Origin of the sequence: Quyinboa mangrovi, assembly GCF_042219825.1 — a bacterium.
Classification (GTDB): domain Bacteria; phylum Bacteroidota; class Bacteroidia; order Bacteroidales; family UBA5342; genus JBHJHP01.
The window spans coordinates 625,756-649,448 of record NZ_JBHJHQ010000001.1; the positions used below are offsets into that span (position 1 = coordinate 625,756).

Below are 23,693 nucleotides of genomic sequence, written 5' to 3' on the forward strand. Positions count from 1 at the left end.
GGGGTAATATTAATATTTCCTTAGATTTCTTTTACATTCTTTTATCAGCTTTTTTGTTTGCGTTATTTTAACATTCATTAAGTCAACAATCTGTTGATTATTAACCCTCTGTGCCCAGTTTAAATGACTTTGATAGGCTTTTAACAGTTCCCGGTAATTTCGTATCATTTCCTCCAGTTCAAAAGAAAGATCGGCCTCTCCCCACATTGGAACTTTTTGGTGTTTATCAGGTTTGTATGCTTTATTTGAAGCAGTTATTTCACCTTCTTCAATTAAACCCCAAAAATCACTTTCGCCACTTTTAACTTTAAATTTTTGTTGACTTGAATTTGCCTTTTCTGCCTTTAAATAAAAGGATTCCTTTTCATTTTCAAGCGTTTCAGTTTCTGAAACTGAAACCGAAGCAGAATCGTTTTCTTCAGGTATTGATTCGAAAGCAGGATCTGATATATAGGCGAAGAGTGAAATAGTATTTGCTATAAAAAATATAACAAACAACAATAATCCTTTATTCAGAATTGTCCTTTTCACAGAAAAAATCTATTTCAGTTATAACGATTTGGTGCGTTAATTCGAAATCATTTGATTTCACCTGAAAATAGCTAATTTTTTCGAGTAAGTAGTTTATCAAATTGTTATGATATCGTATAAAAAATGCAGAAGCCTGACCTAATGAAACTGCTAATTCCCGTCTGAACAAAGCCGAATCATAAAGGTTAAATTCAAGCGATTTCACAAAAACATCTTTATTATCAAAATTCTTCATCAGAAACTGCTTAGATAAAGCTTTATAAGCCGCTATCCGCATAAGATTATTCCCGGAATTCAATAAGTCTTTAAGGATACTTGAATATGGTAGTGAAGCTATAAGATTATTACCCAACTGTTCTGACAATTCAGTGGTAAGAATTTCATTCATCCATTTGGTCAAGGTTTCAATATCAATAGTTTCTGGATCTGCAATTAAAGTCGCCAGAATATATGATTCCCGCCATCCTTTCTCCCAAAGCAGTTTTGCCAGTGTATTATTATAAGCATATTGTTTTGCTATCTTACGGAGATCAACAACGGAAACGCCAAAATTTACCCTGTAATTCAGACCAGCATCCTTCATTGACTGGCTAACCGTACCATTTTTATGCAGGTTAATCTGATTTAATACCAGCTTAAGATCTTTTTCTGTAGTATCGTTGATAAAAGTAAAATCCATTGGTTATCTGCTCAATATATCATTATAAATCTGTTCCTGCATTGCTCCTACTGTTTCGGCAGAGAACTTTTGGCTAATTATTTTCTGAACCGGTATCACTTCATACTCGCGAAATGTATGAATCATTTTGTCGATTGCTTTCATAAGTTCTTCCTGCTGATCCGGTTCAATAAAGATACCTGCTTCACGCAGCTGAACTTCCTCGGGGCATCCGGTTGTGGTTGAAATAACAGGCAGACCGGATAAAAGAGCTTCAACAGGTACCAAACCAAATGTTTCATATTGGCTATTCTGTATCAGAAAGTCAAATTCAGGCAGCTTCTTTAGCACATCTTCATTTGATAGTTCGCCATAGAAATATATTTTTTCATTCAATAGTTGATTGGCCAACTGCTTTAATGTATTTATGTCGGGACCATCCCCAATAATGTGGTATTCAATATTTTCGTTTGTAAACTTTTTTATAGCCTCTATCACTCCTGAAACGCGTTTAATATTATCTTTCAGATCGGCTACGGTTACTATTTTAATTGTGCTCCCTTGCTTTTGGGGTTTTGTTTCCGATGTATTCTCTGCAACATTGGGCAGTATTTTAAGTTTTGTTTTATCCAGAGGAATACACGCTAGCATATCATTCCTTAACCTGTTTGAAACAACCAATACCTTTTCAGCTTTTTTCAGCATAAGTTTCAACAGAAACCTGTATGTTTTAGATTTTTGGTGGTATAATCCATAATGGTAGCCTGACCAGTGTTCTGTAATTATATAGGGTCTTTTAAATAAAATATGCAGAACATAAGCAACAACATAGGTTCTTAACAATACATGTGCATGAATAAGATCTGGTTTATCCTTTTCTTTTAGTAATTGTCGTATACATCTATAAATTCCAATACAATAATTGAAGCTACTGAACAATTTGTTTCCGGATCTATAAAAGTAGGAATAGGTATTAACGTTTTCTGATGAAGTAAAAAGTACCCTTTTTAAGGGTATCTCCTTTCCTTTTGATACATTTACATTTATTACGCTATGCCTGTAGTTTTGTGAAGATGCTATATGTTTGGAAATAAAAACTCCTCCCTGTGGACCGTTTAGTCCCGGATACCATCGGGGAATGTGCAATATGTGTCCGTTGAATGTCTTCACGTAAATTTCAAAAAAATTTGGAAATACAAAAGTGCCAAATAAAAACAGATTTTTAAAATATTACCATTATATATCAATGTTACATGTAAATAAGTACACTTTTAAAATAAAAGTGACGGTAAAAAAGGATTATTACAATTCATCGGCGCTAATTTTTACGTATTTTTAGGCCTGAAAACAAAATTGCAATTAATCCTGAAAATCGAATAATATATCATAATGAAACAAAAAATTTTAGTAACAGGAGGAACCGGCTATATTGGTTCACACACTGTGGTTGAATTAATTAACTCGGGTTTTGAAGTGGTTATTGTGGATGACCTGTCAAATTCTTCAGTTGAGGTTCTGGACAGCATTGAAACAATAACAGGAACTAAACCTGCATTCTATCAGTTCAACCTACAGGATATGGCAAAAACTCAGGCTTTGTTTGACGAAAATAAAGATATAAAAGCTATTATTCATTTTGCTGCATCAAAAGCTGTTGGTGAATCTGTTCAGCAACCACTACTGTATTATAAAAACAATGTATTATCGTTGATAAATCTCATTGAAGGCATGAAAGCAAGTGGTGTTCAAAACATTGTTTTCAGTTCATCGTGTACGGTTTACGGACAACCGGATCAACTTCCGGTTACAGAAGAAACTCCCCGAAAAGAAGCAGAGAGTCCGTATGGTAATACAAAAGCCATATGTGAGGATATTTTAAGAGATTCTGCAAAAGCCTATGGTAATATCAATGCTATTGCATTAAGGTATTTTAATCCGATTGGGGCACATGAAAGCGGCCTAATTGGTGAACTACCACAGGGGATTCCAAATAATCTGTTGCCATATATTACTCAGACTGCAGCAGGATTGAGGGACGAACTAAAAGTATTTGGTGATGATTATGATACACCTGACGGAAGTTGCATCAGGGATTTTATCAATGTGGTTGACCTCGCGAAAGCTCACGTATTTGCCATTAACAGATTATTGGAGGGTAAAAACAATGGTGCATATGAGTATTTTAATGTAGGTACCGGAAATGGAGCGTCGGTTCTTGAATTGGTTAAAACATTTAGTGACGTTAATAAAATTGACCTGAAATATAGTATTGTTGGCAGACGTGCCGGTGATATTGAAAAAATATATGCTGATACTACGAAAGCAAATCAAGAGCTTGGATGGACTGCTGAGAAAACTCTGGCTGAAACCTTGGCTTCTGCATGGAACTGGGAAAAAAATTATCGGGGAATAAAATAAGCTATTTGGCGTTTTAGCACTGGTTTTATATTATTGCCAATAAACAGTTTAATAAAAGCAAATGAAGAAAATTTTAATTACAGGAGGAGCCGGATTTATTGGTTCTCATGTTGTGAGGCTATTTGTTAACAAATATCCAAATTATAAGGTATTTAACCTGGATAAACTGACTTATGCCGGAAACCTGGCTAACCTGAGTGATATAGAGAATCGTGACAATTATGAATTTATTAAGGGTGATATTGTGGATGACAATTTCATCACCTCACTCTTCCTGGAACATCAGTTTGACGGCGTGATTCATTTAGCTGCGGAATCGCATGTGGATCGATCTATTTCAAATCCTACGGAATTTGTTTTTACGAATGTTATTGGAACGGTAAATCTTTTAAATGCGGCAAAAGCCGTCTGGAAAGATAACATGGAGGATAAACGCTTTTATCATATTTCAACCGATGAAGTATATGGTTCTCTTGGCATAAGTGGTTTATTTACCGAAACTACGGCTTATGATCCGCATAGTCCCTACTCTGCATCCAAAGCCAGCTCAGATCATTTTGTCAGAGCATATAACGATACGTTTGGCTTGCCAACTGTCGTGTCAAACTGTTCAAATAATTATGGGTCCTATCAGTTTCCTGAAAAGCTGATCCCATTGTTTATAAACAATATCAAAAACAAGAAGCCACTACCTGTTTATGGCAAAGGCGAAAATGTAAGAGATTGGTTATGGGTTGAGGATCATGCCAGGGCTATTGATGTCATCTTCCATGAAGGAAAGACAGGTGAGACCTATAACATTGGGGGGCATAACGAATGGACTAACATTGCACTGATCAAGCTCCTGTGCGATATTATGGACAAGAAACTTGGACGTAAAGCCGGAGAATCTGCTGAATTAATTACATATGTTAAAGATCGTGCCGGACATGATTTAAGGTATGCTATTGACTCAACGAAACTTCAGAATGAATTAAACTGGAAACCATCTTTACAGTTTGAAGAAGGCCTTGAGAAAACTGTTGAATGGTATCTCAAAAATGAGGACTGGCTGATCAACGTGGTTTCGGGTGAGTATGAGAAATATTATGAAAAGCAGTACCTTGACAGATAGTTAAATATAAAATATATTCAAATAAGAAAGGCGACCGTTTGGCCGCCTTTCTCTTTATGTGATATCGAACAATTATTCTTTATCTTCTTTTGCATCTTCATCAGCTTCTTTTGCTTTAGCCTTAGTTTTAGCTTTTGGAGCTTCTTCTTCAGCCTTTGGCTCTTCCACTTTTTCAGACTTTTCAGCTTTCACTTCAGCAGCAGGAGTTGCTTTTTCTTCTTTAGCCTCTTTAGCTTCCTCCTTCACTTCGGTTTTCGCTTCAGCTTTTGGCTCTGCAGTTTCAGCTTTTTTAGGAGCAGCCGCTTTCTTTGCCTTTGGTTTGGCAGCAGCTTCAAGCTGATCTTTTAAAGCAGCCAGATCAGTTACGTCACCAAGAGTTGTTTTCTCCAGGTTATCCACAACTTTCTTCATGCCTTTTTTGTTTGAAGAAGCCTGAGATTTACGTTTTGCTTTATCTTCAGCACGTTTCTCATCTTCGAATACACGGCTGTGGGAAACAATAATTCGTTTTGAATCTTTGTTAAATTCAATGACTTTGAATTCCAGTTTCTCGTCCATTTTTGCCTGTACGCCGTCTTCCTTAACAAGATGTTTTGGAGTTGCAAAACCTTCCACACCATAAGGCAGAGATACTACAGCACCTTTATCGAATAATTCGATGATGGTACCTTCGTGAATTGAACCCTCGCTGAAAATTGTTTCAAATACATCCCATGGATTTTCTTCCAGTTGTTTGTGTCCAAGACTCAAACGACGGTTTTCCATGTCGATTTCAAGAACCACAACTTCAATATCAGCACCAATCTGAGTGAATTCAGCAGGATGTTTGATTTTCTTGGTCCATGAAAGGTCAGAAATATGAATTAATCCGTCAACACCTTCTTCAATTTCTACAAATACACCGAAGTTGGTGAAATTACGAACGGTTGCAGTATGTTTGGTTCCAACGCTGTATTTCTCAGTAATGCTGGCCCAAGGATCTTCTTTAAGCTGCTTAATACCAAGTGACATTTTGCGCTCATCACGGTCTAAGGTAAGAATTACAGCTTCCACATCATCACCTACTTTCAGGAAGTCCTGTGCACTGCGTAAATGCTGGCTCCATGACATTTCAGAAACGTGGATCAGACCTTCAACACCCGGAGCAATCTCAACAAATGCACCGTAGTCGGCCAATACAACAACCTTACCTTTAACTTTATCACCTACTTTCAGCTCTTCATCCAATGAATCCCATGGATGTGGCGTCAATTGTTTCAGACCTAAAGCGATACGTTTTTTGTCATCATCAAAATCAAGAATAACAACATTCAGTTTCTGATCCAGCTGAACGATTTCTTCCGGATGTGTAACACGTCCCCATGAAAGGTCAGTGATGTGAATTAAACCATCAACACCTCCAAGGTCGATGAATACACCATATGATGTAATGTTTTTAACCGTACCTTCAAGAACCTGACCTTTTTCAAGTTTCTGAATGATCTGTTTTTTCTGTTCTTCAAGTTCAGCTTCGATAAGCGCTTTGTGAGATACAACTACGTTACGGAATTCCTGGTTGATTTTAACCACTTTGAATTCCATAGTTTTACCAACATAGATATCGTAATCACGGATAGGTTTAACATCAATCTGAGATCCTGGAAGGAAAGCTTCAATTCCAAATACATCCACGATCATACCACCTTTTGTGCGGCATTTGATGTAACCTTTAATAACTTCATCGTTGTCAAGCGCAGCATTCACACGATCCCAGGAACGCATTGCACGTGCCTTTTTATGTGAAAGAACCAGCTGACCTTTTTTGTCTTCCTGATTTTCAATGTAAACTTCAACAGTATCGCCAACTTTAAGATCAGGATTATACCTGAATTCATTTAAGCTTACGATACCATCCGATTTGAAGCCGATGTTAACCACCACTTCTCTCTTGTTCATTGAAATAACGGTACCCTCAACAACTTCTTTTTCAGCAATTGTTGAAAGTGTTCCATCATAAATTTTTTCAAGTTCGCTGGCTTCTTTGTCAGGAACTTCATCACCCCTTTCAAAAGCGGCCCAGTCAAAATCGTCTGAAGCAGTAGCTTTTGCTGCTGTTTTCTCTTCTTTAACAACTTCTTTTTTAGCAACAGGCTCAGCAACTTCCTCTTTTACCTCAGCTGCAGGTGCCTCTTCAACTACTTCTTCCTCTTTTGTTTCCGGGATTTCTTCAGCAGCGGGAGCTGCTTCAGTTTCTTCTTTGGGTTCTTCTACAGGAGCTTCTTCCTGTTTTGTTTCTTCAACCTGTTCAACCTGATCTTTTACCTCTTCCTGAGGTTCCTGGTTTTCCAGTTTTTTTTCTTCGTTTTGTGACATAAATTAATTAACTCTGTAAAAACTAATAAGTTAGACATTATATTTTCTTATCGCGGCGCAAAGATACACTATTTATCAGTAATGCTAAAGGATTTCACACTTTTTTTATTGAATCTCACGTGGTTATATCTCACCCGACTTAAGCCTTGTTTTTATTGTTAATTATTCATCTGTCTGAACCCAATTAACAGGAATGAGGTTTATTATAAATTATGGAGGTAATAATTTTGGATCAGCTGAATTTACTTGCCATATTTGAATTCAAATAATGTAATACAAAAAAAAATTATGATCTACGATAAATTAGGTAAAACCGGCTTAAAAGTCAGTAAAATATGTCTGGGAACAATGACCTGGGGTGAACAGAATACAGAACAAGAAGCTCATGAGCAGCTGGATTATGCAATTGATAATGACATCAATTTTATTGATACGGCAGAAATGTACTCAGTACCTTCCAGACCAGAAACTCAGGGTTCAACCGAAAGGTATATTGGTTCATGGCTTAAAAACAGATATGACAGAAATAAACTGATTATTGCCAGCAAAATAGCAGGCCCAGGAATGGAACACATCAGAAAGTCTCCTTCCTTTTCGAGAATTCATTTAAATGAAGCTCTTGAAAAAAGTCTTGAACGTCTTCAAACAGATTACATCGATTTATATCAGTTGCATTGGCCGGAGCGTCCAACTAACTTTTTTGGTCGCCTTGGATACAATCATAAAACTGATAATACCGGAACAGATTTTAAGGTGGTTCTGGAATCATTGCAGGAACTCATAGAATCTAAGAAAATCAGGTATGTCGGATTATCCAACGAAACACCATGGGGGCTGATGTCCTTTTTAAAGTTGTCTGAACAGTACAATCTGCCCCGAATTGTGAGCATTCAAAACCCTTACAGCTTATTGAACCGGACATTTGAAGTTGGACTGGCTGAAGTTGCAATACGTGAAAAAGCAGGATTACTGGCATATTCCCCCCTCGCTTTTGGATTACTATCCGGTAAATATAAATCCGGCGGAATGATGCCTCCAGGAGCCAGACTGACCCTATTTAGTGACCGGCTACCGCGTTACAGTAAACCTAAAGCATGGGAAGCGATGGAAAAATATGTAAAGCTGGCTAAAGATAACGGTTTAACACCAGCACAAATGGCTCTAGCATTTGTAAACAGCCGTGATTTTGTTACCAGTACTATCATAGGTGCAACATCAATGGATCAGCTTAAAGAAGATATAGGAAGTATCAATATTACCTTGTCAGACGATATTCTTCAGGCAATTGAAGGTATACAACGCGAAATACCGAATCCGGCCCCTTAGTACCGATTAAAGTTTACATTAGTTGTTTAGCATCTTTTTGTGAAAGTTTCATAAGCTTTGCTGCCCTTAACGGAGTTGGACGTGTGTACCTGTAGAGAAAAACAAGGACAGCTGCAACTACAAGCAATAAAATATTGGCGGTCAGAATGTACATTGTTATGGAATAAATGGCTGCAATTTCCATGAGAGAGATCTTTGCAAGTACGGCAGATCTGTATGCATTCAGTTTTGTTTCAAAATCTTTACTCAAGGCATTTTTAATGATAGAACCGGCAATTAACTGACCTGCTATAATCGCAATAAAAGCTGCTGCAACAGCAATATACAGATACGTATCAATATCATTGTTAGGCTGTTTTTTGCCGTAGGTAACAAACAGAGCGATCATGGCATAAACGAACAGACCACCAAGCATTGCAGTAAAGATCATTAATGTAACTTTGATGTGATCTTTGGGGACAAATTTTTCCATTTTCAATCTTTTGATACAAACATACAAAAAAAGAGGCACACCGTCCTGATGCACCTCCTTTTAGGGATGATATGATAACATATCTGGTCAATCTACTTTTTTCACAGATCCAATACCTGAAGTTTCCAGTTTGGTCACCTCAGCCGGTCCTTTGTATCTTACACTGCCAATACCGTCTGATGAAATTGATAATTCTTTAGTTGCATAGGCTTCCACGCTTCCGATTCCTGAGTGTTCAAGTGAAAGATAGGCCACATTAAAATGATAAGCGCTCATGCTTCCAACGCCGGTATGTTCAATATTTGCACTTTTAGCTTTACCTTCCAAAATAACAGCACCAACAGCATTTACTTCTGCATTTAACTGATTACAGTCAATTTTCATAATTGTTTTTCCAACGCTGTTAACCTCGAGAGATAATCTGTCCAGGTTAAGTATATCCTTACATTCAGTTTTTCCAACGGAATTTATTTCCATCTTATTTATGTTTCTAAGGGTGATATAAATATTACTTTTTGTGGAATGCTTAATATTTATATCATCTTTTGTCTTGATCCTTAATTCATTATCTTTATTTCTTACAATCACCACATCCTGAAGGTTTTCATCGGTTTCCACCTCTACTTTTTCCTGGTCCCCCTGAAGGAGATATATATTAAATACTCCATCTATTTTTAATTCTGAGAATGATGATACCGCTCTTGAAGTTATTATTACATCACCATTACCTCGTATATCAATATCATCTTTTGGTGCATCAAATGCTACCAGCGTAAGCGTTAATACCGCAACAATTAAAAGGATTGTATTTTTCATGATTTTTTAAGTATTATTGTTGTACTATTACAAATACGTGCTAAACGTTTAAAAGTTACAAAAACTGTTAATAATTTATTATGAACTTAAATTTTTTAGTATGAAACACTTAATGCTTATATCCCTGCTTTTTACAGCAACATCGTTATTCTCGCAAAATATCACCGGTCACTGGAAAACCATTGATGACAAAACAGGAAATGCAAAATCTATTGTAAAAATATACATCAAAGATGGCAAAGCTTATGGAGATATCATTAAATTACTTGATAATGATGAAGAAAATCCGTTATGTGATAAATGTCCTGGAAACAGGCACATGAAACCCATTATTGGGTTAACCATTATTACAGGTTTGAAAAATGATGAAGGATACTGGAAAGGTGATGACGGTATTCTTGATCCGGATAACGGAAAACTTTACGATGTTAAAATCTGGAGAGAAGGTAACAAGCTGAATGTCCGAGGTTATATCGGACCTTTTTTCAGGACACAAACCTGGTATCTGGCAGAAGAATATTAAACAAATATAAATAAGTAAAACATGAAAAAATCATTAGTAATCACTCTTATGTTGGTATTTTCTACCATTGCACTCAAGGCTCAACCTTATCAAACATCCATCGGTTTACGCATGGGATTTGAGAGCGGTATTACACTGAAACATTTTGTTAATGATCATACCGCGCTGGAAGGTATTTTTTCAACCCGTTGGAATAATATTGCTGTAACCGGATTGTATGAAGTACACAATGAAGCTTTTGACATCGAAGGCCTGATGTGGTATTATGGCGGTGGTGCACATGCAGGATTTGGCAATCCTTATACCCGTAGTTTTGTAGCGGGTCTTGATGGCATTGTCGGACTGGAATATACATTCAGGGACTTTCCTGTTGATATATCCGTTGACTGGAAACCATCATTTGATATTGTTGGCAGGTTTTACGGATGGTTTGGAGGAACAGCTCTAACGGTCCGTTATAATTTTAAATAGCAAAATTTTCACAAAAATAAAAAGGGCAGTTCACTGCCCTTTTTTTATAACACTAATTTATTTCAACCATCATGTTGAATACGAAAATGCTAATTTGATTTATTTCATTCTTTTAATGCTACAACCTGTAGCACGGGTAATGTTTTCAGCTATCGCTTTACCTGATGCTAAAGATTCAAGAGCATCTTTTAAATAAAAATCCTTTACCTGTGATGCATCTTTATAATTGTCATCAATAGCACCTAAGTAAACCAGTTTGTTGTTTTTGTCAAACAGAAAAACATGGGGAGTTGTCATTGCTCCGTAAGCATTAGCCAGTTTACTGTCAACATCAACCAGATAAGGCCAGTTATAATTGTGGTCGGAAGCATGTTTCTTCATTGCATCCATACTGTCATCTCCATCGCGTTTCATCTGATTGGAGTTCACAAGCATTAATCCGACATTATTCTCACTGGCCAACTGGGCTACTTTAGGATACCTGTTTTCCCATGCCAGAACGAACGGACAGGTATTGCAGGAGAATATTACCAGTGTACCGTTGTCTTTTTTTACGTCATCAAATGATAACATTTTACCGTTGGTATTCTCCATTTTATAGGTTGTATATGGGGCCTTATCACCTATTTCGAGCGTAGTGTACTGCGCTGAAGCCGCTAAAGCCACAGCCATGAATGCTAACATAAATAATCCTTTTTTTCTCATAACTCAATTTTTAATTGTTAATACAGCCTAAGTATTTAATTAGCTTATTAATATAAACCTTAGCCGGTGTAGGATTGTTTATCTCTAAATTGTTAAAGAAATTGAATAAAAAATTATGCAACATAACCTTTCTGACATACAAATTGATTATAACGGTGATCCGTTACTGGAAGAAAATTTGCCTGACAATCCTCTGACGCTTTTTCACAATTGGTTCGAGCAGATTAGTGCCACCTATAACTCACAGCCTAATGCTATGATACTTTCAACACAAGGGAAAAATGGATTTCCACAGGCAAGAGTCGTTCTTCTAAAGGAATACTCAGATAAAGGATTTAGCTTTTACACCAATTATAACAGTCAAAAAGGGAAAGGCATCAAGAAGAATAATAAGGTATCACTTACATTCTACTGGCCTGAACTGGAACGGCAGGTTCGGATAGAAGGCCTGGCCTCAAAAACAACAGAAAAAGAAAGTGATGATTATTTTAGCAGCAGGCCTTTTGATAGTAGAATCAGTGCAATTATTTCGGATCAAAGCCAAAAAGTACCTTCAAGAAATTACCTGGATGATAAAGTTGAGCAGCTCAGGGAAAATTTAAAAACAACCGAGCCGGAACGTCCTGATTTCTGGGGCGGTTATATCGTTTCACCGGTATCTGTAGAATTCTGGCAGGGGAGACCTAACAGACTGCATGACAGAATTTTATACAAACTAAAGAGTGAGAAATGGAAAATATCAAGACTTGCACCCTGATCCTAATCAGGTAAAACCGTTACATGAAAACATTTTTCCCTGTTTTCAAGCAGTACATAACATTTACCTTCTTCCTGCAAACGAATTAATTCGCGTGCCAAAAGATTGCGAAGCCTGTAAGTGTAAACGGATTCTCTTGAGTCCCACAATGCAAATCGTGTTTGCGATATATCGAAGGTAATGCCATAAAAATGTGCAGATTCGTTTTTTGTAGCGTTGTAATTGAATGATCGCAGCTTTTTCTGGTCTTCAGCTGTCCTTAAAACAGAAGTTAATACAAAACGGTAAGGTATGATACCATTTTCTTCAAAGCTTGCCTCCATTCTTTCACCAAGGGTATTCAGAAAATCCACCGTATGTTCCGTTAAATATGGCAAAGAATGAGTTAAAACGGACACTATATAAAAATCATTATCCGTTACTTCCTGCAGATCATTCTGATCGCATATTTCATCTTTGTGTTCTTCAAAAAATTTATGGCTTTTTATAACTTCCCTTACTGGGCTTTGCTTTATCGCTTCCAGGTGATCCGCATTCGGATGTTTTTTTAATGCCCGTAATTCATCTCTCGACAACACTGAGACACTGACATAATCTATGGATTTCCCTTTAGGTTTGCGGTTGCAAGCTAAAAATATAAATGCAGTTGATAAAAAGATAAAAATGAAATAGTTTCTGAAAGAAAAAGACATTACGCAAAAGTTGTTCCGTTCCACCCCCATTTATTTCGCTCTACATCGGAAAACTCAATATAAATACGCGATTTTTCAATGTTAAAATGTTTAGTTATGAAGTCACATATTTTCTCCGAAAAAACCTTTGTCTGGTCTGCCGGTAATCCGATACTTTTCAATTCTATATAAGCCAACCCCGCTGCCTCTGAACCAAAAATCATTGAACTATCTGTATTCAATTCTACCATCACATATTTTTCGGATTTATGAAGTAACTCTGAGATAAATGCCGAACAATCCTTCAAAAATGTGTTTCTGTCCGGTAATTCCTTGGTATTTGTATTGACTTTGAAATATGGCATAGCTTATTTTTCGAAATTTGAAAATTCTATTAAATCCAATGGTTTAACAACAGGCTTATAATTAAGTTTAACGATATCAAAGTTTCTCTGATAGTTCATGAAATTAATTTTGGTATTTACCATACCGCTCCAGTTATTCACCCGTTGAAAATTAAATCCGGATGTTGTAAGCTTAAGGTTCAGATATGGCAGGCAACGATCGAATTCCGGCCCGAATTCATGTACGGCAGTCAGAAAATAATAGGCCACATCAAAACCTAGTAAGCCATAATATGGAAAATATGATGTGGGATCAGTATAAAATTTATCTCTGAACAACTGGATAACAGCTTCTGTTCCCGGATCCGAAAAGTCTACGTAAAAGGGAGCATATAATATTGTATTTGCCTTGAATATCATTTTTAAATCTGTGCCTCCTAAATTCTGAAAATCAGGATACCCAAATAACGTAATATTACTCATCTTACGCTTATAAACCAGATTCTCCAGCGTTGGTACTACGCTGCTCAACGGCTCCATCCTTTCACTTTTTGTAGCTTCGGGAGGCAATACAATCAGATTATGTTTTTCCGGGTCAATAAGTTTTTCAAGCCCCTGAAATCCGTATTTCTTGACATCAACCTCTTTAAAGGAAACCGGTTGATAATGATCAAGCCCAACCCTGAACAAATGCCTTTTCAGCATATTTGTAAATATTGTATTGCTCTCAGTCTTATCTCCGGTATAAGCAACAATAATATTGCTGCCTTTATAATTATCGACGATATAATTAACCGTGGGTTCAAATAAAGCCGACAAAAACGGATTTACCTGGTACACATATGGATTATTGATGGTCAGGTCGTCGGCAGGATTATACGGAATAACCAGCTTAATTTCATTCGTTTTGCAAAATTCAGCAACCAGTTTTACATTGTTTGTATATACCGGTCCAATTATCATGTCCATATATCTGAGTTCAGGTTTAGCCAGAATCTGTTTTACCTGATTAGTATCGTTACCGGTATCGTAAGTGTAGAGGTTAATATCCTGTCCTTTTCTTTTAAGGGAGTCCACAGCTATCAGAATTCCTTCATAAAATTCCCTGAAACCATTTTTGTCTGTCGCCGGATAAACTTCAAGCGGATCCTTTATTTTTACTAATGTATCCCCTTCTTCCGTGATCTCTTTTACAATATTAAATGTATCATTGGCTTCAAGGAAAAACGGCCAGATGACAGCTACATTAACAGGTGAGTCATAATATTGGGTGTCACAACCTGCTATGAATGCCTCAGCCAGAAGGATACTGTCTCTCACGTACTGAAGATTCCGTCCTGGCTTTTTAGGTTTCGTGAGCGGAGATAGAGGTTTCGCAAATTCATTCTTAACCGGAATTCTCACCAAATCGCCTCTTCTGTATTTACCCCAGATTGGTATATTATCATTTGCTGCTTTCAGTTCATCTACCGTAACAGAAAACTTCGATGCAATATCATCGAGTGATTCCCTTCGTTCCTTGACTTTGTAAACCAAATGATCCTGATCCTGCATTTGCTGCTGTTCATTACTTATTTTACGAATAGCAGCTTTAGGAATTTTTATGATATATCCAATTTTCAGGTCTTCAGGATTTCTGATATTGTTGGTCGCCAGCACTGCATCTCGATCTACATTATACTGACTGACAATGGAATAAAATGTTTCCTTAGGTTTAATCTTATGATAATAGTAGGTGCTATCCTCAAATACATAAACGGTTGAATCTTTTTTCTCCTTTCCATCATTTAATACTATAGGAGACTTTATTTCAATAACCATTTTGGGTACGCGAATTTCCGTTCCCACCGGTATATCGCTTGATTCAAGTCCCGGGTTTGCATCCAGCACACTTTTTACCGGTTTATTGTAGTTCCGCGCAATAGAATACAATGTTTCACCGGGTTCTACAGAATGATAAATATACGCATCATCCTTTTTAGGTATTACGTCTTCTTTATGAACCGGAATTTTAAGTTCCGTACCGGTAATTAAAATATTTCTGGCTTCCGGATTATATTTAAAAATTTCCTCTTCAGTCACCCCATATTTGCGGGATATAAAAAACAGTGTTTGCCCTTTTTCAACCGTATGAAAAATAAAATCAGAGGATTCCTTAAGCTCCGAATCGGTACTGTTACGTCCTTTTAAAACCGGAATTTTAATGATCTGCCCCAACTTAAGGCCTTGTGCTGTTTCCGGGTTATACTCGACTATTTCAACCCGCGAGACACCAAATTTACGTTCAAGGGTGTAGAAGCCTTCCCTTTCCTTAACCTTATAAAGATAGAACTCCTTGCCGTTTTCAATGATCTTATTGCTGGTAATCCGTTCGCTCGGAGAATTATCCTGTGCAACTGACGATACCAGATATACAGATGCCAGTATGATTGATATAATTAATTTCTTCATATTTTCTGAATTAACGCAAAAGTAATAAAATTTAGTGCAATCACTTCCATTCAAATCTCCACAAATCTGAACCTGTCAGGTAACTATTTTGTTTTCAAAGTAAAACAGAAATCATGAAAAATAAAGCTATAAAGCTGGTACTGGTATGTATTCTTTGTCTGACAATAATTTCAGGTGTTACCATATTAATCCAATACTTTATAAAGTAATTATTCATACCTTAATCCCGACAATACATCTTCTTTCCTGACCTGTAATCCGGCAGCTATCAAAATAATAGAAAGGCCGCTCAGGATCAGAATTACTAAAACAACATAAACTGTTGAGAATGAGACCTGTGTTCCCGAAGAAATCAAGCTCGGTAACGTGGCAATTACAGCTGAAAGCATTCCTGTTATAAGACCTGCAAAAAGTAAAATCAAGTATTCATAAGCCAGCATCCCGGCAATTCTGAATGATTTAAATCCGAGGCTTTGTAACAATGAAATCTCCTTTTTCCGTTCATAGACACTTCGCGCAAGAATAATACCTAGTCCGATAATTCCCAGGATCAAACCCAGAATTCCAAGGATAAGAAATATAGCAAGATAGGTGTTCTCAATCGAATAAAACTCATTCAGTTTATCTGTTGATGATGTTAATTCAATACCATAATCCCGAAAATTTAATTCCAGTTCATCTTTAATTGCAGGTGCTTTACCTTTTTTGCCATCCACCAGCATAATGTTTGAACCGGACGAGGTAGGAAAATACTTCAGAAAATTCAGATTACTGATGATGACATAACCCTGAAATACTGAATTAGCCAGTCCTCCCACAAGTTTTAGCTTTAGTACTTCACCGGATTCAGTCTGATAGGTCAGCGTATCGCCAATTTCCATCCCTAGTCCCCACAAAATAACGGTCTGATCAGCAATGGCCGGAATTACTCCGCCAATATCTCGGTTCAAAGTACTCCATGGATTATTTGTCTGAAGCAATGGATCTTTCGTTATAAAACTGAATCTTCCTTCCATTTTGTCCGGCTCAACACCCAATATCGCCGGATTGGATATTCTGTTCAGGTTCAAACAACTCGCATCATCTCCCTCGGCTTTTCTGAACTGAATAAATGATGCAGGTGTCGAAAACCCTTCTTCCTGCTGAACCGAATTAGAATTCAGATTTTGAAGGATCGGCAGGGTTGTTTCAGCGAAAAACAAACTTCCCCCTGTCCCGCTCAATTTAGAATCGGAATTGGCTGACATGTCTTTCCGGTTCAAACCGGTAGAAACAACAATAAATGTTCCCAGGGCAAACAAAATGATGACTGACATGCTTCGTCCCCTGTTTCGTGTTATGTTTTTAAATCCCAGTTGCGTATATTTTTGCAGAATAACGGGTTTATTTTCAAGGGCTATCAGCCACGTTCTGAATAGCAGAATAAGACCGGCCATTATGGCACCGCCTATGCTAAAATACAAACCAGTATCAGTTGTATTCCCTACAACTAGCGACGATACCAGTAAAATAGCAGAACCAACAGAAATAATCCACCCCAGCAACTTTAATATTGTATTTAGTGGCTTATTTGATTTTTGAAGCTTCCGTTGCTGTTGTGCAATGTTCTTCTTAAACGTATGCGTCAAAGTGAAATAAATGGTAACCAGGATTGTCAGAACAGATATTAATGCACCGTAAAACAATGTGAGAGGTTTTATGTAAACTTCCAGCATTTCGGTTCTGACAATATCGTTCCAAACCCGGTTGAGGGCAATAAATATAAGCTGATTATACAACACTGAAAAAACAAGGCCAAGCAAAACGCCCAGAACAAGTGTGATACCAGATTCAAGCAATAACAACCGCTTAATCTGTTTAACAGGTATTCCTACTGCAGACAAAGTGCCTATCTGCTCTTCCCGCTTGTTCAAATGGAAGGATACCAAAAGAATGACCAAAATAAATCCGGCCAGCAAAATAAAAAAGCTCAACCCAATAAACAACTGCCCAAAATCAACACCGTTGCGGGCAGCATAAACTGCATTGGCTTTAACCGGTGTCAGGATAAATCCTAGTTGAGCCGGATCAATACCGACAGAAAACTGTTGTGATATTTCTTCGGGGGATTCTTTTAAAAACAAGGAAGTAGCAACACCAAAACGGTTGCCCCAGAGTTTTGAAGCCGTAGAATAACTGATAAAGGCCTTTGGTGATCCTTTATAATCATCCCAGTATTTTTCGTCTTTGTCTCTGATGGCATCAAGTTTAATGGGAACGCCTGTCTCCCAATCCCGGCAATTACCAACATCAGACAGCCCTGGAATATCAGGCATAAATGAAGGATCAGCAAATATTCCCTGCATAGGCTTAATCTGCCTGACCACGAACCTGGCGGAGTCGGTTGACAACTCCCGTAAGGGACCTACTACAAAGTACGTTAGAGTTAGTGAATCTCCCGGTCTTAGGCTGAGATCATCAGCCAGCCATTGATTTACAATTATTTCATCATCATCAAGCGTTAAATTACTTATAGAACTGACAAAAGAATATGGCGAAGATTTATGATGATAACGAATAGAATTTACAAAGTATGTCAAACCTGGATTGGCATTTGGAAAGACATCAACAAGTTGTTTGTCGATGAATACCCGATCTGATGACAATTCATATATCCCTTGTTCCTGCGATTTTTTGATTTTTAATCCTGCATCCAGTAATGTCAGATTCTTCTGCAACTCATCAGGGGTAAGACTCTCTTCGGGAAATAATGTTACGTTAATTCTTTTTTCGGTTTCAACGTACTTTTGCAGTTCACTCAAATCAATTAATACATTGTACGGTGCAGTTTGAGAATTACGTAGATTAAAGGCTCCTAATTCTTCTTTTGAGAGAATTTCAGCAACTTTTACCCGTATTGATGTCATTTCACCTTTTTCAGATACAAACGGAGCATTAGCCGGTATCAGAGAAGCCTTTTCAAGCCGTAGTAAAAACTGATCACCTATTTTTAGGTTTAAACGTTCAGCGGTATTGAAACCAATAGAAACATTCCGTCCGGAAATCACCTTGTGAATATCAAAACCTGCAATTTGGTTAAAGCTGCTGTCAATACCCAGAACCTGAACTTTGTTTAAACGGAATCTGCCACCCTCTCCAACTGCTGTTCCTTCCTGTTTTAATAAAGGAACTCCTTTTAATCTGGTAGCCAGTTCCTGCGTAAAATATCTGTCACCGGAAGTTAAAGTCTGTGTGGTATTACCTAATCTGAGCATTGCAATATGCTCCAGGCTGTATTTTACGGAATCACCGACGATGAGCGCACCGGTTATGACCATGGTACTAACTATCACTCCGGCCATTAAGGAGAGGTGTGACCTGAAGTAATATCTGAAACTTTTTATGGCAAGCTTTAAGTAGTTCATATTATTTCTCCTGAACCAGTTTGCCTTTGGTAAGCCTGTAAACTTTCTGCATTCTGCCGGCCAGTTCCATGGAATGAGTAACAACAATCAGAGTTGTTCCTGTTTTTTTATTGATTTCAAGCAAAAGATCAATCAGTGCTGAGGCATTTTCTTCATCCAGGGCTCCGGTTGGCTCATCGGCTAATAACAACAGTGGTTCATTAATTAATGCACGGATAACTGCTGTTCTCTGGCATTCTCCTCCCGATAAGGTTCCTGGTTTGTCATTTCGCCTGTCCCACAAGCCCATATCTTTGATCAGGTTTTCTGCCCTTTTAACACTTTCTGATTTATCTTTAACCGGTAAAGTTGGAATCAGAATATTTTCAAATAATGTGCATTGTGGAAAAAGATGATGCAACTGAAAGACAAAACCTATGTTTGAATTTCTGAATTTCTGTAGTTGTTCGGTCGAGTAATTTTCAATATTCTGCTCATTGAAAAGTACAGATCCCTTATCCGGTTTATCCAGAGAACCAATAATGTTCAGCAGGGTTGATTTACCACTTCCTGAAGGACCGGTTATCGCTATAGCTTCACCTTTCTCAACGTCTAGTGAAAGTTCATTTAAAACCTGGTGATAATCGTGGGCACCAGGTGTACCAAAGCCTTTTTGAATCTTATTGAGTTTTAACATTGTGTTATTTTCTAAAACCCCCTAAGGTAATTAAATTTTGGCGTATGTCAAACCGAAGATATTCTAATCCTCGTTCCATATTTTCCAGGCAGCTTCTGCCTGACCATGCAGCATTTCGAGTCCGTTTTTCACACTGGCACCTCTTTCAATACCCTTACTCATGAATTTTGTGATTTCAGGATTATATACCAGATCGAAAAGAACATGATCCGAAGTCAGTGCATTATAAGGAATATCCGGACATGAATCTACCTTGGGGAAAGTGCCAAGCGGGGTTGCATTTATGATGATCAGATGGTCTTTGATCACCGTTTCGTCTATCTCATTATATCTGATCTCATTTTCCTTCAGTTCTTCAATTGATGCAGAAACAAACGTAATATTATTTTTCGTCAGTACATGTTTCACTGCTTTAGAAGCGCCGCCGGTTCCCAGTATCAGGGCTTTTTTATGCTTTTCTGAAAGCATCGGTATCAGGGAATTCTCAAAACCAATGATATCTGTATTATAACCAACCAGTTCAATTCTGCCACTCTCCTCACGTATAAATTTTATGGTATTTACTGCGCCAACTTCGTACGCCTCATCATCAATATCATCAAGATACTGCATAACCTGTTGTTTATAGGGAATGGTGCAGTTCAGGCCATAAACTTCATGTTTGTAATCCAGTATTTCAGGAAAACGATCAATGGAATCCAACTCAAAATTTACATATTCATGATCCGCAAGCCCTTCCTTTTCAAATTTCTCCGTAAAGTATTTTTTTGAAAATGAATGTCCTAACGGATATCCAAGCAAGCCAAATGTTTTCATTGTTTATTTATTTAGTATCATGTATCAAGACGCAAGAATCATGATACAGTTTTAAATTCTGTAATAGTTACGCATTGCTTTTTGCTGCCAGTTTTTCGAGCAGCCATATGATAACGATGCCAACTAAAGCAAATGCAATAGCAAGAATCACTTCATGATTAAATGCTTCGGGAATAAACCAGTGATATCCTTCTACAATCTTTTCACCGCTGCTCTTTAATATTAATTCCCCTGTTGAGCCGGTTTTGTATATCTCATTTTTCCAGGGCCACAATATTCCCAATGATCCCAGAATAAAGCCTGTAAGTATGGCAATCGTCTGATTTCTGAACCGTTCAAACACCCAGGATAAAATATATGAGAATCCTAGCAATCCTACGCCGGCACCTGCAACAACAGGCAGAAGAACTTTTAAATTAAGAGTATTAACGGCATCTATCATCACCAGCTGGTAGTTTCCCATCAGAATTAAGACAAAAGAACCAGACAATCCCGGCAGGATCATACTACATGCTGCTACAATACCACAAATAAATAGATATAGCATACCCGTGTTTTCGGAAGCAGGAGTAAGAACTGATATGGCTATTGCAATACCTGTTCCTATCATAAAAGATGTAATTACCGGAATATTCCACTTATCAATCGTTCTACCTACAAAATAGACCGAAGCCAGGATTAATCCGAAAAAGAATGACCATATGTAAACTGGATAATTCTTGAACAAAAAGTCCAGTAAATGAGCCAGGGATAAAATACTGATTGCGACTCCCGCCAATACTGCAATTAGAAAATACAGATCCGTGTGGCGAATAAGCTCTTTTATATCACCTTTTAAAAGCAGTTTTAGTGCTTTAAGATTAAACGATTTTATTGCATTGATTAAACGTTCAAAGATGCCTGTTATGAGTGCAATTGTACCTCCGGATACTCCAGGTATTACATTGGCTGCTCCCATTCCAAGCCCTTTAAAAAACAAAGAAATATAAGTTTTCATAATGTTAATCTCTAATTAGGTTTTTTAATTACGGTTTTGAAGGCCGTAACGTTTCAATACGTTGTAAGCTTTAAATAATCCAAGCTCACCGGCTTTACTTAAGTCCTTGTTGCCCTGTTCCAGATTTCCAAGATAGATATTTGTAAGGCCTCTGTTGAAATACGCTTCGGCCAGTTCCGGTTCCAGACGTATGGCTTCAGTGTAATCGTTTAATGCAACTTTATAATCCTTTAAAATAGTATGCACATTACCCCTGTTGTACCATGCAAATGCAAAATTCGGTTCCAGTTCAAGGACTTTGTTATAATCGCTTAAAATAAGATCATAATCCAGAATTTTCTTTTCCGTCTGAAAATCAGCAGTTCCCTGACCACCTGTTAACAATTGTCGTCCGCTTTTATTCGTATTGACGTTAGCTTCCGGTGCTATTTCATTTTCTATGGACAAGACAAATTCCACCGTTTTAAATCTGAGCACTGCCCGGTAAAAATAAGCAATAGCCCAGTCACTCTTCATTTCAATGACTTTATTCAAATCCTTAATGGCAGAACTGAAATCTTTGACCATATCATAATTCAATGCACGTTCCATATAACTGATGGCACTGTTCGGATACATATCAATGCGTTGTGAAATGGTTTCTATAGTCTGAAAATGCTCATCAACCTGTTTTTCGGTAAGTGTCTGATTATCGTTTGTGAGGTAAATAGTTTTATTAAGACCGGAATTTCTGTTGAAGCTTTCGATCAGTGAGGCATAATAATTTTGCCTGGTTTTAAGCTTAGGATCATCCGGATAGAGGGATAAAACAAATTCTTTTTCAAGGTCTATAACAATGTTTCTGTTTTGAATCTGACCGCGAATATTGCTTGCAAATTTATTCTGTTCGTTTTCGCTGTTTTCATTGAAGATGACGATCTTCTTGAAGTTTTTGATATCGGTATCTTTTTCATCCCTTTTATCGGGCGATTCATCGTTTTGTGCCAGACTAACATCTTTAAGCTCCTTTTTGCTGTTTTTCTTGCGTTCATCAGCTTTAGCTTCAATGTTGTAAGCCATATTAATATCTTTCTGCATGCCACTCTCGTCTCCAAGCATCTGGCGAGCCTTGGCTCTGGCATAATAAGCAGGCGCAAAATCCGGATATTTATTAATGACCCGGTTAAAATCATCTATGGCATTAAAGGCATTACCCAGTTGATTATGTATCAAACCTCTATTAAAAAGGGCAATATAGTTATCCGGCTCAATATTTATAACCATAGAGAAATCTTCAACGGCACGGTTATTATCCATTATCTCGGCACGAATTAAACCGCGGTTAAAGTATGCAACTGAATTATTGGGATCAAGTGAAATGGCCTTATCAAAATCGCCCAGTGCATCCATATAGTCTTTCTGAAAATATCGTGCAATACCCCTGTTCATATAAAAAAACGGTTCGTCAGGATTCAGGCGAACAGCCATGTCAAAATTTTCTTCAGCTTTTTTATACCGCTTTTGTTCAAAATCTACATGTCCCCGGTAAACATATCCTTCAGGATTATATGGATTCAATTCTATGGCTTTATCAAAATCAGGAATAGCTTTTGCCGTATCACTTACTTCCAGATATGCAGCTCCCCTATTCAGATATGCCCGTGCAAATCCGGATTTCAGTTTAATAGCCTGCGAATAATCCTCAATCGCTCCCTGGTAATCCTTTAGGGCCATTTTACTTACACCCTTGTTCATAATGAGGGACGTGTTATACGGATCATATTTTAAACCTGAGGAAAAATCCTGATTTGCCTTTTCATACTCACCTAGTCTTTGGTAACATATTCCCCGTACATTGTAGGCATCAATTAGGAAAGGATTATTTTCCAGTGCTTTATCACAATCCTGTTTTGCACCAAGGTAATCATCCAGATAAAATTTGGCCACTGCCCTGTAGAAATATGGTTCAGCCAGATATGGCTTAGCCATTACAACCTGATTAAAGTACTGAATGGAAAGAACATAGTCTTCAAAATACAAGGCATTCCGTCCAATCGTAAGAATTCTGTCTGTATTCAATTGAGCCTGGACAGGGAGGACAATACCCAACAACAGAACAAGTAATATTTTCTTAATTCTATTCATCTTATAAACCAGAGCAAAAATAAAAGAATTTTTATGAGTTGCTAATTAAAATGTGTTAATTGAAGGC

General features: G+C 37.4%; 21 protein-coding genes. 6 read left to right on the forward strand and 15 right to left on the reverse strand.

Features of this window, described 5'->3' with window-relative positions; all coding sequences use genetic code 11:
• Positions 1-9 precede the first annotated feature (9 nt).
• Genes ACE1ET_RS02680 through ACE1ET_RS02690 form a run of 3 tightly spaced genes read right to left on the reverse strand, consistent with a single transcriptional unit; the run spans position 10 to position 2,359 of the window.
• Positions 10-531 carry a hypothetical protein gene (locus tag ACE1ET_RS02680; RefSeq protein ID WP_375726815.1) on the reverse strand — a complete coding sequence of 174 codons (522 nt, stop codon included), beginning with the start codon at positions 529-531 and terminating at the stop codon, positions 10-12.
• Positions 509-1,210, reverse strand: a complete 702-nt coding sequence (locus ACE1ET_RS02685; RefSeq protein WP_375726816.1) for a DNA alkylation repair protein — start codon at positions 1,208-1,210, stop codon at positions 509-511. The genes ACE1ET_RS02680 and ACE1ET_RS02685 overlap by 23 nt, the downstream gene beginning before the upstream one ends.
• Positions 1,211-1,213: 3 nt before the next feature.
• Positions 1,214-2,359, reverse strand: coding sequence for a glycosyltransferase family 4 protein (locus ACE1ET_RS02690; RefSeq protein ID WP_375726817.1), 1,146 nt, complete (start codon positions 2,357-2,359; stop codon positions 1,214-1,216).
• Positions 2,360-2,578: 219 nt separating this feature from the next.
• Here ACE1ET_RS02690 and galE point away from each other — a divergent pair, with 219 nt between their 5' ends.
• Entirely contained in the window at positions 2,579-3,607 is a 1,029-nt protein-coding gene (gene galE / locus ACE1ET_RS02695; RefSeq protein WP_375726818.1) for a UDP-glucose 4-epimerase GalE, read from the forward strand.
• 61 nt (positions 3,608-3,668) lie between these two features.
• The gene (rfbB, locus tag ACE1ET_RS02700; RefSeq protein ID WP_375726819.1) at positions 3,669-4,721 is read left to right on the forward strand and encodes a dTDP-glucose 4,6-dehydratase; all 1,053 of its coding nucleotides are present in this window, start codon (positions 3,669-3,671) and stop codon (positions 4,719-4,721) included.
• A gap of 72 nt (positions 4,722-4,793) precedes the next feature.
• On the opposite strand, the gene rpsA is transcribed toward rfbB, so the two are convergent.
• Positions 4,794-7,073 (reverse strand): 30S ribosomal protein S1, encoded by a 2,280-nt coding sequence (gene rpsA, locus ACE1ET_RS02705; protein ID WP_375726820.1) that lies wholly within the window; start codon positions 7,071-7,073, stop codon positions 4,794-4,796.
• 288 nt (positions 7,074-7,361) lie between these two features.
• Here rpsA and ACE1ET_RS02710 point away from each other — a divergent pair, with 288 nt between their 5' ends.
• Positions 7,362-8,399 carry an NADP(H)-dependent aldo-keto reductase gene (locus ACE1ET_RS02710; protein ID WP_375726821.1) on the forward strand — a complete coding sequence of 346 codons (1,038 nt, stop codon included), beginning with the start codon at positions 7,362-7,364 and terminating at the stop codon, positions 8,397-8,399.
• Between the two features lie 13 nt (positions 8,400-8,412).
• Here the strand turns inward: ACE1ET_RS02710 and ACE1ET_RS02715 are convergent, their stop codons facing one another.
• Positions 8,413-8,871, reverse strand: a complete 459-nt coding sequence (locus ACE1ET_RS02715) for a hypothetical protein (protein WP_375726822.1) — start codon at positions 8,869-8,871, stop codon at positions 8,413-8,415.
• An 87-nt stretch (positions 8,872-8,958) separates the two neighbouring features.
• The gene (locus ACE1ET_RS02720; protein WP_375726823.1) at positions 8,959-9,687 is read right to left on the reverse strand and encodes a head GIN domain-containing protein; all 729 of its coding nucleotides are present in this window, start codon (positions 9,685-9,687) and stop codon (positions 8,959-8,961) included.
• A gap of 100 nt (positions 9,688-9,787) precedes the next feature.
• Here ACE1ET_RS02720 and ACE1ET_RS02725 point away from each other — a divergent pair, with 100 nt between their 5' ends.
• Positions 9,788-10,210 (forward strand): DUF2147 domain-containing protein, encoded by a 423-nt coding sequence (locus tag ACE1ET_RS02725; RefSeq protein ID WP_375726824.1) that lies wholly within the window; start codon positions 9,788-9,790, stop codon positions 10,208-10,210.
• 21 nt (positions 10,211-10,231) lie between these two features.
• Positions 10,232-10,681 (forward strand): hypothetical protein, encoded by a 450-nt coding sequence (locus ACE1ET_RS02730; RefSeq protein ID WP_375726825.1) that lies wholly within the window; start codon positions 10,232-10,234, stop codon positions 10,679-10,681.
• A 99-nt stretch (positions 10,682-10,780) separates the two neighbouring features.
• Here ACE1ET_RS02730 and ACE1ET_RS02735 read toward each other — a convergent pair whose 3' ends face one another.
• Positions 10,781-11,386, reverse strand: coding sequence for a thioredoxin family protein (locus ACE1ET_RS02735; protein ID WP_375726826.1), 606 nt, complete (start codon positions 11,384-11,386; stop codon positions 10,781-10,783).
• 115 nt (positions 11,387-11,501) lie between these two features.
• Here ACE1ET_RS02735 and pdxH point away from each other — a divergent pair, with 115 nt between their 5' ends.
• A complete protein-coding gene (gene pdxH / locus ACE1ET_RS02740; protein ID WP_375726827.1) occupies positions 11,502-12,143 on the forward strand; it encodes a pyridoxamine 5'-phosphate oxidase in 642 nt (213 codons plus the stop codon).
• A 2-nt stretch (positions 12,144-12,145) separates the two neighbouring features.
• Here pdxH and ACE1ET_RS02745 read toward each other — a convergent pair whose 3' ends face one another.
• The 8 genes from ACE1ET_RS02745 to ACE1ET_RS02780 all read right to left on the reverse strand — a co-directional run bounded on the left by ACE1ET_RS02745 (position 12,146) and on the right by ACE1ET_RS02780 (position 23,626).
• Entirely contained in the window at positions 12,146-12,835 is a 690-nt protein-coding gene (locus ACE1ET_RS02745; protein ID WP_375726828.1) for a DUF5715 family protein, read from the reverse strand.
• A complete protein-coding gene (locus ACE1ET_RS02750; RefSeq protein ID WP_375726829.1) occupies positions 12,835-13,179 on the reverse strand; it encodes a phenylpyruvate tautomerase MIF-related protein in 345 nt (114 codons plus the stop codon). Before ACE1ET_RS02750 ends, ACE1ET_RS02745 begins: the two co-directional genes overlap by 1 nt.
• Before the next feature lie 3 nt (positions 13,180-13,182).
• Positions 13,183-15,609 (reverse strand): LysM peptidoglycan-binding domain-containing protein, encoded by a 2,427-nt coding sequence (locus ACE1ET_RS02755; RefSeq protein WP_375726830.1) that lies wholly within the window; start codon positions 15,607-15,609, stop codon positions 13,183-13,185.
• Between the two features lie 209 nt (positions 15,610-15,818).
• The gene (locus ACE1ET_RS02760; RefSeq protein ID WP_375726831.1) at positions 15,819-19,013 is read right to left on the reverse strand and encodes an FtsX-like permease family protein; all 3,195 of its coding nucleotides are present in this window, start codon (positions 19,011-19,013) and stop codon (positions 15,819-15,821) included.
• A gap of 1 nt (position 19,014) precedes the next feature.
• Positions 19,015-19,689: an ABC transporter ATP-binding protein gene (locus tag ACE1ET_RS02765; protein WP_375726832.1), complete on the reverse strand. Its 675-nt coding sequence runs from the start codon at positions 19,687-19,689 to the stop codon at positions 19,015-19,017.
• A 63-nt stretch (positions 19,690-19,752) separates the two neighbouring features.
• Positions 19,753-20,505, reverse strand: a complete 753-nt coding sequence (locus ACE1ET_RS02770) for a shikimate dehydrogenase family protein (RefSeq protein WP_375726833.1) — start codon at positions 20,503-20,505, stop codon at positions 19,753-19,755.
• Positions 20,506-20,572: 67 nt separating this feature from the next.
• A complete protein-coding gene (locus ACE1ET_RS02775; protein WP_375726834.1) occupies positions 20,573-21,502 on the reverse strand; it encodes a DUF368 domain-containing protein in 930 nt (309 codons plus the stop codon).
• A gap of 24 nt (positions 21,503-21,526) precedes the next feature.
• Complete coding sequence (locus ACE1ET_RS02780) at positions 21,527-23,626, reverse strand: tetratricopeptide repeat protein (protein ID WP_375726835.1); 2,100 nt, start codon at positions 23,624-23,626, stop codon at positions 21,527-21,529.
• Positions 23,627-23,693: the final 67 nt, after the last annotated feature.

Excerpts from the sequence above, each read along its gene's own strand:
- ACE1ET_RS02725 (WP_375726824.1), top strand. The coding sequence starts at position 9,788 with ATGAAACACTTAATGCTTATATCCCTGCTTTTTACAGCAACATCGTTA.
- ACE1ET_RS02755 (WP_375726830.1), bottom strand. The coding sequence starts at position 15,609 with ATGAAGAAATTAATTATATCAATCATACTGGCATCTGTATATCTGGTA.
- galE (WP_375726818.1), top strand. The coding sequence starts at position 2,579 with ATGAAACAAAAAATTTTAGTAACAGGAGGAACCGGCTATATTGGTTCA.
- pdxH (WP_375726827.1), top strand. The coding sequence starts at position 11,502 with ATGCAACATAACCTTTCTGACATACAAATTGATTATAACGGTGATCCG.
- ACE1ET_RS02775 (WP_375726834.1), bottom strand. The coding sequence starts at position 21,502 with ATGAAAACTTATATTTCTTTGTTTTTTAAAGGGCTTGGAATGGGAGCA.
- ACE1ET_RS02685 (WP_375726816.1), bottom strand. The coding sequence starts at position 1,210 with ATGGATTTTACTTTTATCAACGATACTACAGAAAAAGATCTTAAGCTG.
- ACE1ET_RS02710 (WP_375726821.1), top strand. The coding sequence starts at position 7,362 with ATGATCTACGATAAATTAGGTAAAACCGGCTTAAAAGTCAGTAAAATA.
- rfbB (WP_375726819.1), top strand. The coding sequence starts at position 3,669 with ATGAAGAAAATTTTAATTACAGGAGGAGCCGGATTTATTGGTTCTCAT.
- ACE1ET_RS02720 (WP_375726823.1), bottom strand. The coding sequence starts at position 9,687 with ATGAAAAATACAATCCTTTTAATTGTTGCGGTATTAACGCTTACGCTG.
- rpsA (WP_375726820.1), bottom strand. The coding sequence starts at position 7,073 with ATGTCACAAAACGAAGAAAAAAAACTGGAAAACCAGGAACCTCAGGAA.
- ACE1ET_RS02735 (WP_375726826.1), bottom strand. The coding sequence starts at position 11,386 with ATGAGAAAAAAAGGATTATTTATGTTAGCATTCATGGCTGTGGCTTTA.
- ACE1ET_RS02770 (WP_375726833.1), bottom strand. The coding sequence starts at position 20,505 with ATGAAAACATTTGGCTTGCTTGGATATCCGTTAGGACATTCATTTTCA.
- ACE1ET_RS02760 (WP_375726831.1), bottom strand. The coding sequence starts at position 19,013 with ATGAACTACTTAAAGCTTGCCATAAAAAGTTTCAGATATTACTTCAGG.
- ACE1ET_RS02765 (WP_375726832.1), bottom strand. The coding sequence starts at position 19,689 with ATGTTAAAACTCAATAAGATTCAAAAAGGCTTTGGTACACCTGGTGCC.
- ACE1ET_RS02730 (WP_375726825.1), top strand. The coding sequence starts at position 10,232 with ATGAAAAAATCATTAGTAATCACTCTTATGTTGGTATTTTCTACCATT.
- ACE1ET_RS02780 (WP_375726835.1), bottom strand. The coding sequence starts at position 23,626 with ATGAATAGAATTAAGAAAATATTACTTGTTCTGTTGTTGGGTATTGTC.
- ACE1ET_RS02715 (WP_375726822.1), bottom strand. The coding sequence starts at position 8,871 with ATGGAAAAATTTGTCCCCAAAGATCACATCAAAGTTACATTAATGATC.
- ACE1ET_RS02745 (WP_375726828.1), bottom strand. The coding sequence starts at position 12,835 with ATGTCTTTTTCTTTCAGAAACTATTTCATTTTTATCTTTTTATCAACT.
- ACE1ET_RS02750 (WP_375726829.1), bottom strand. The coding sequence starts at position 13,179 with ATGCCATATTTCAAAGTCAATACAAATACCAAGGAATTACCGGACAGA.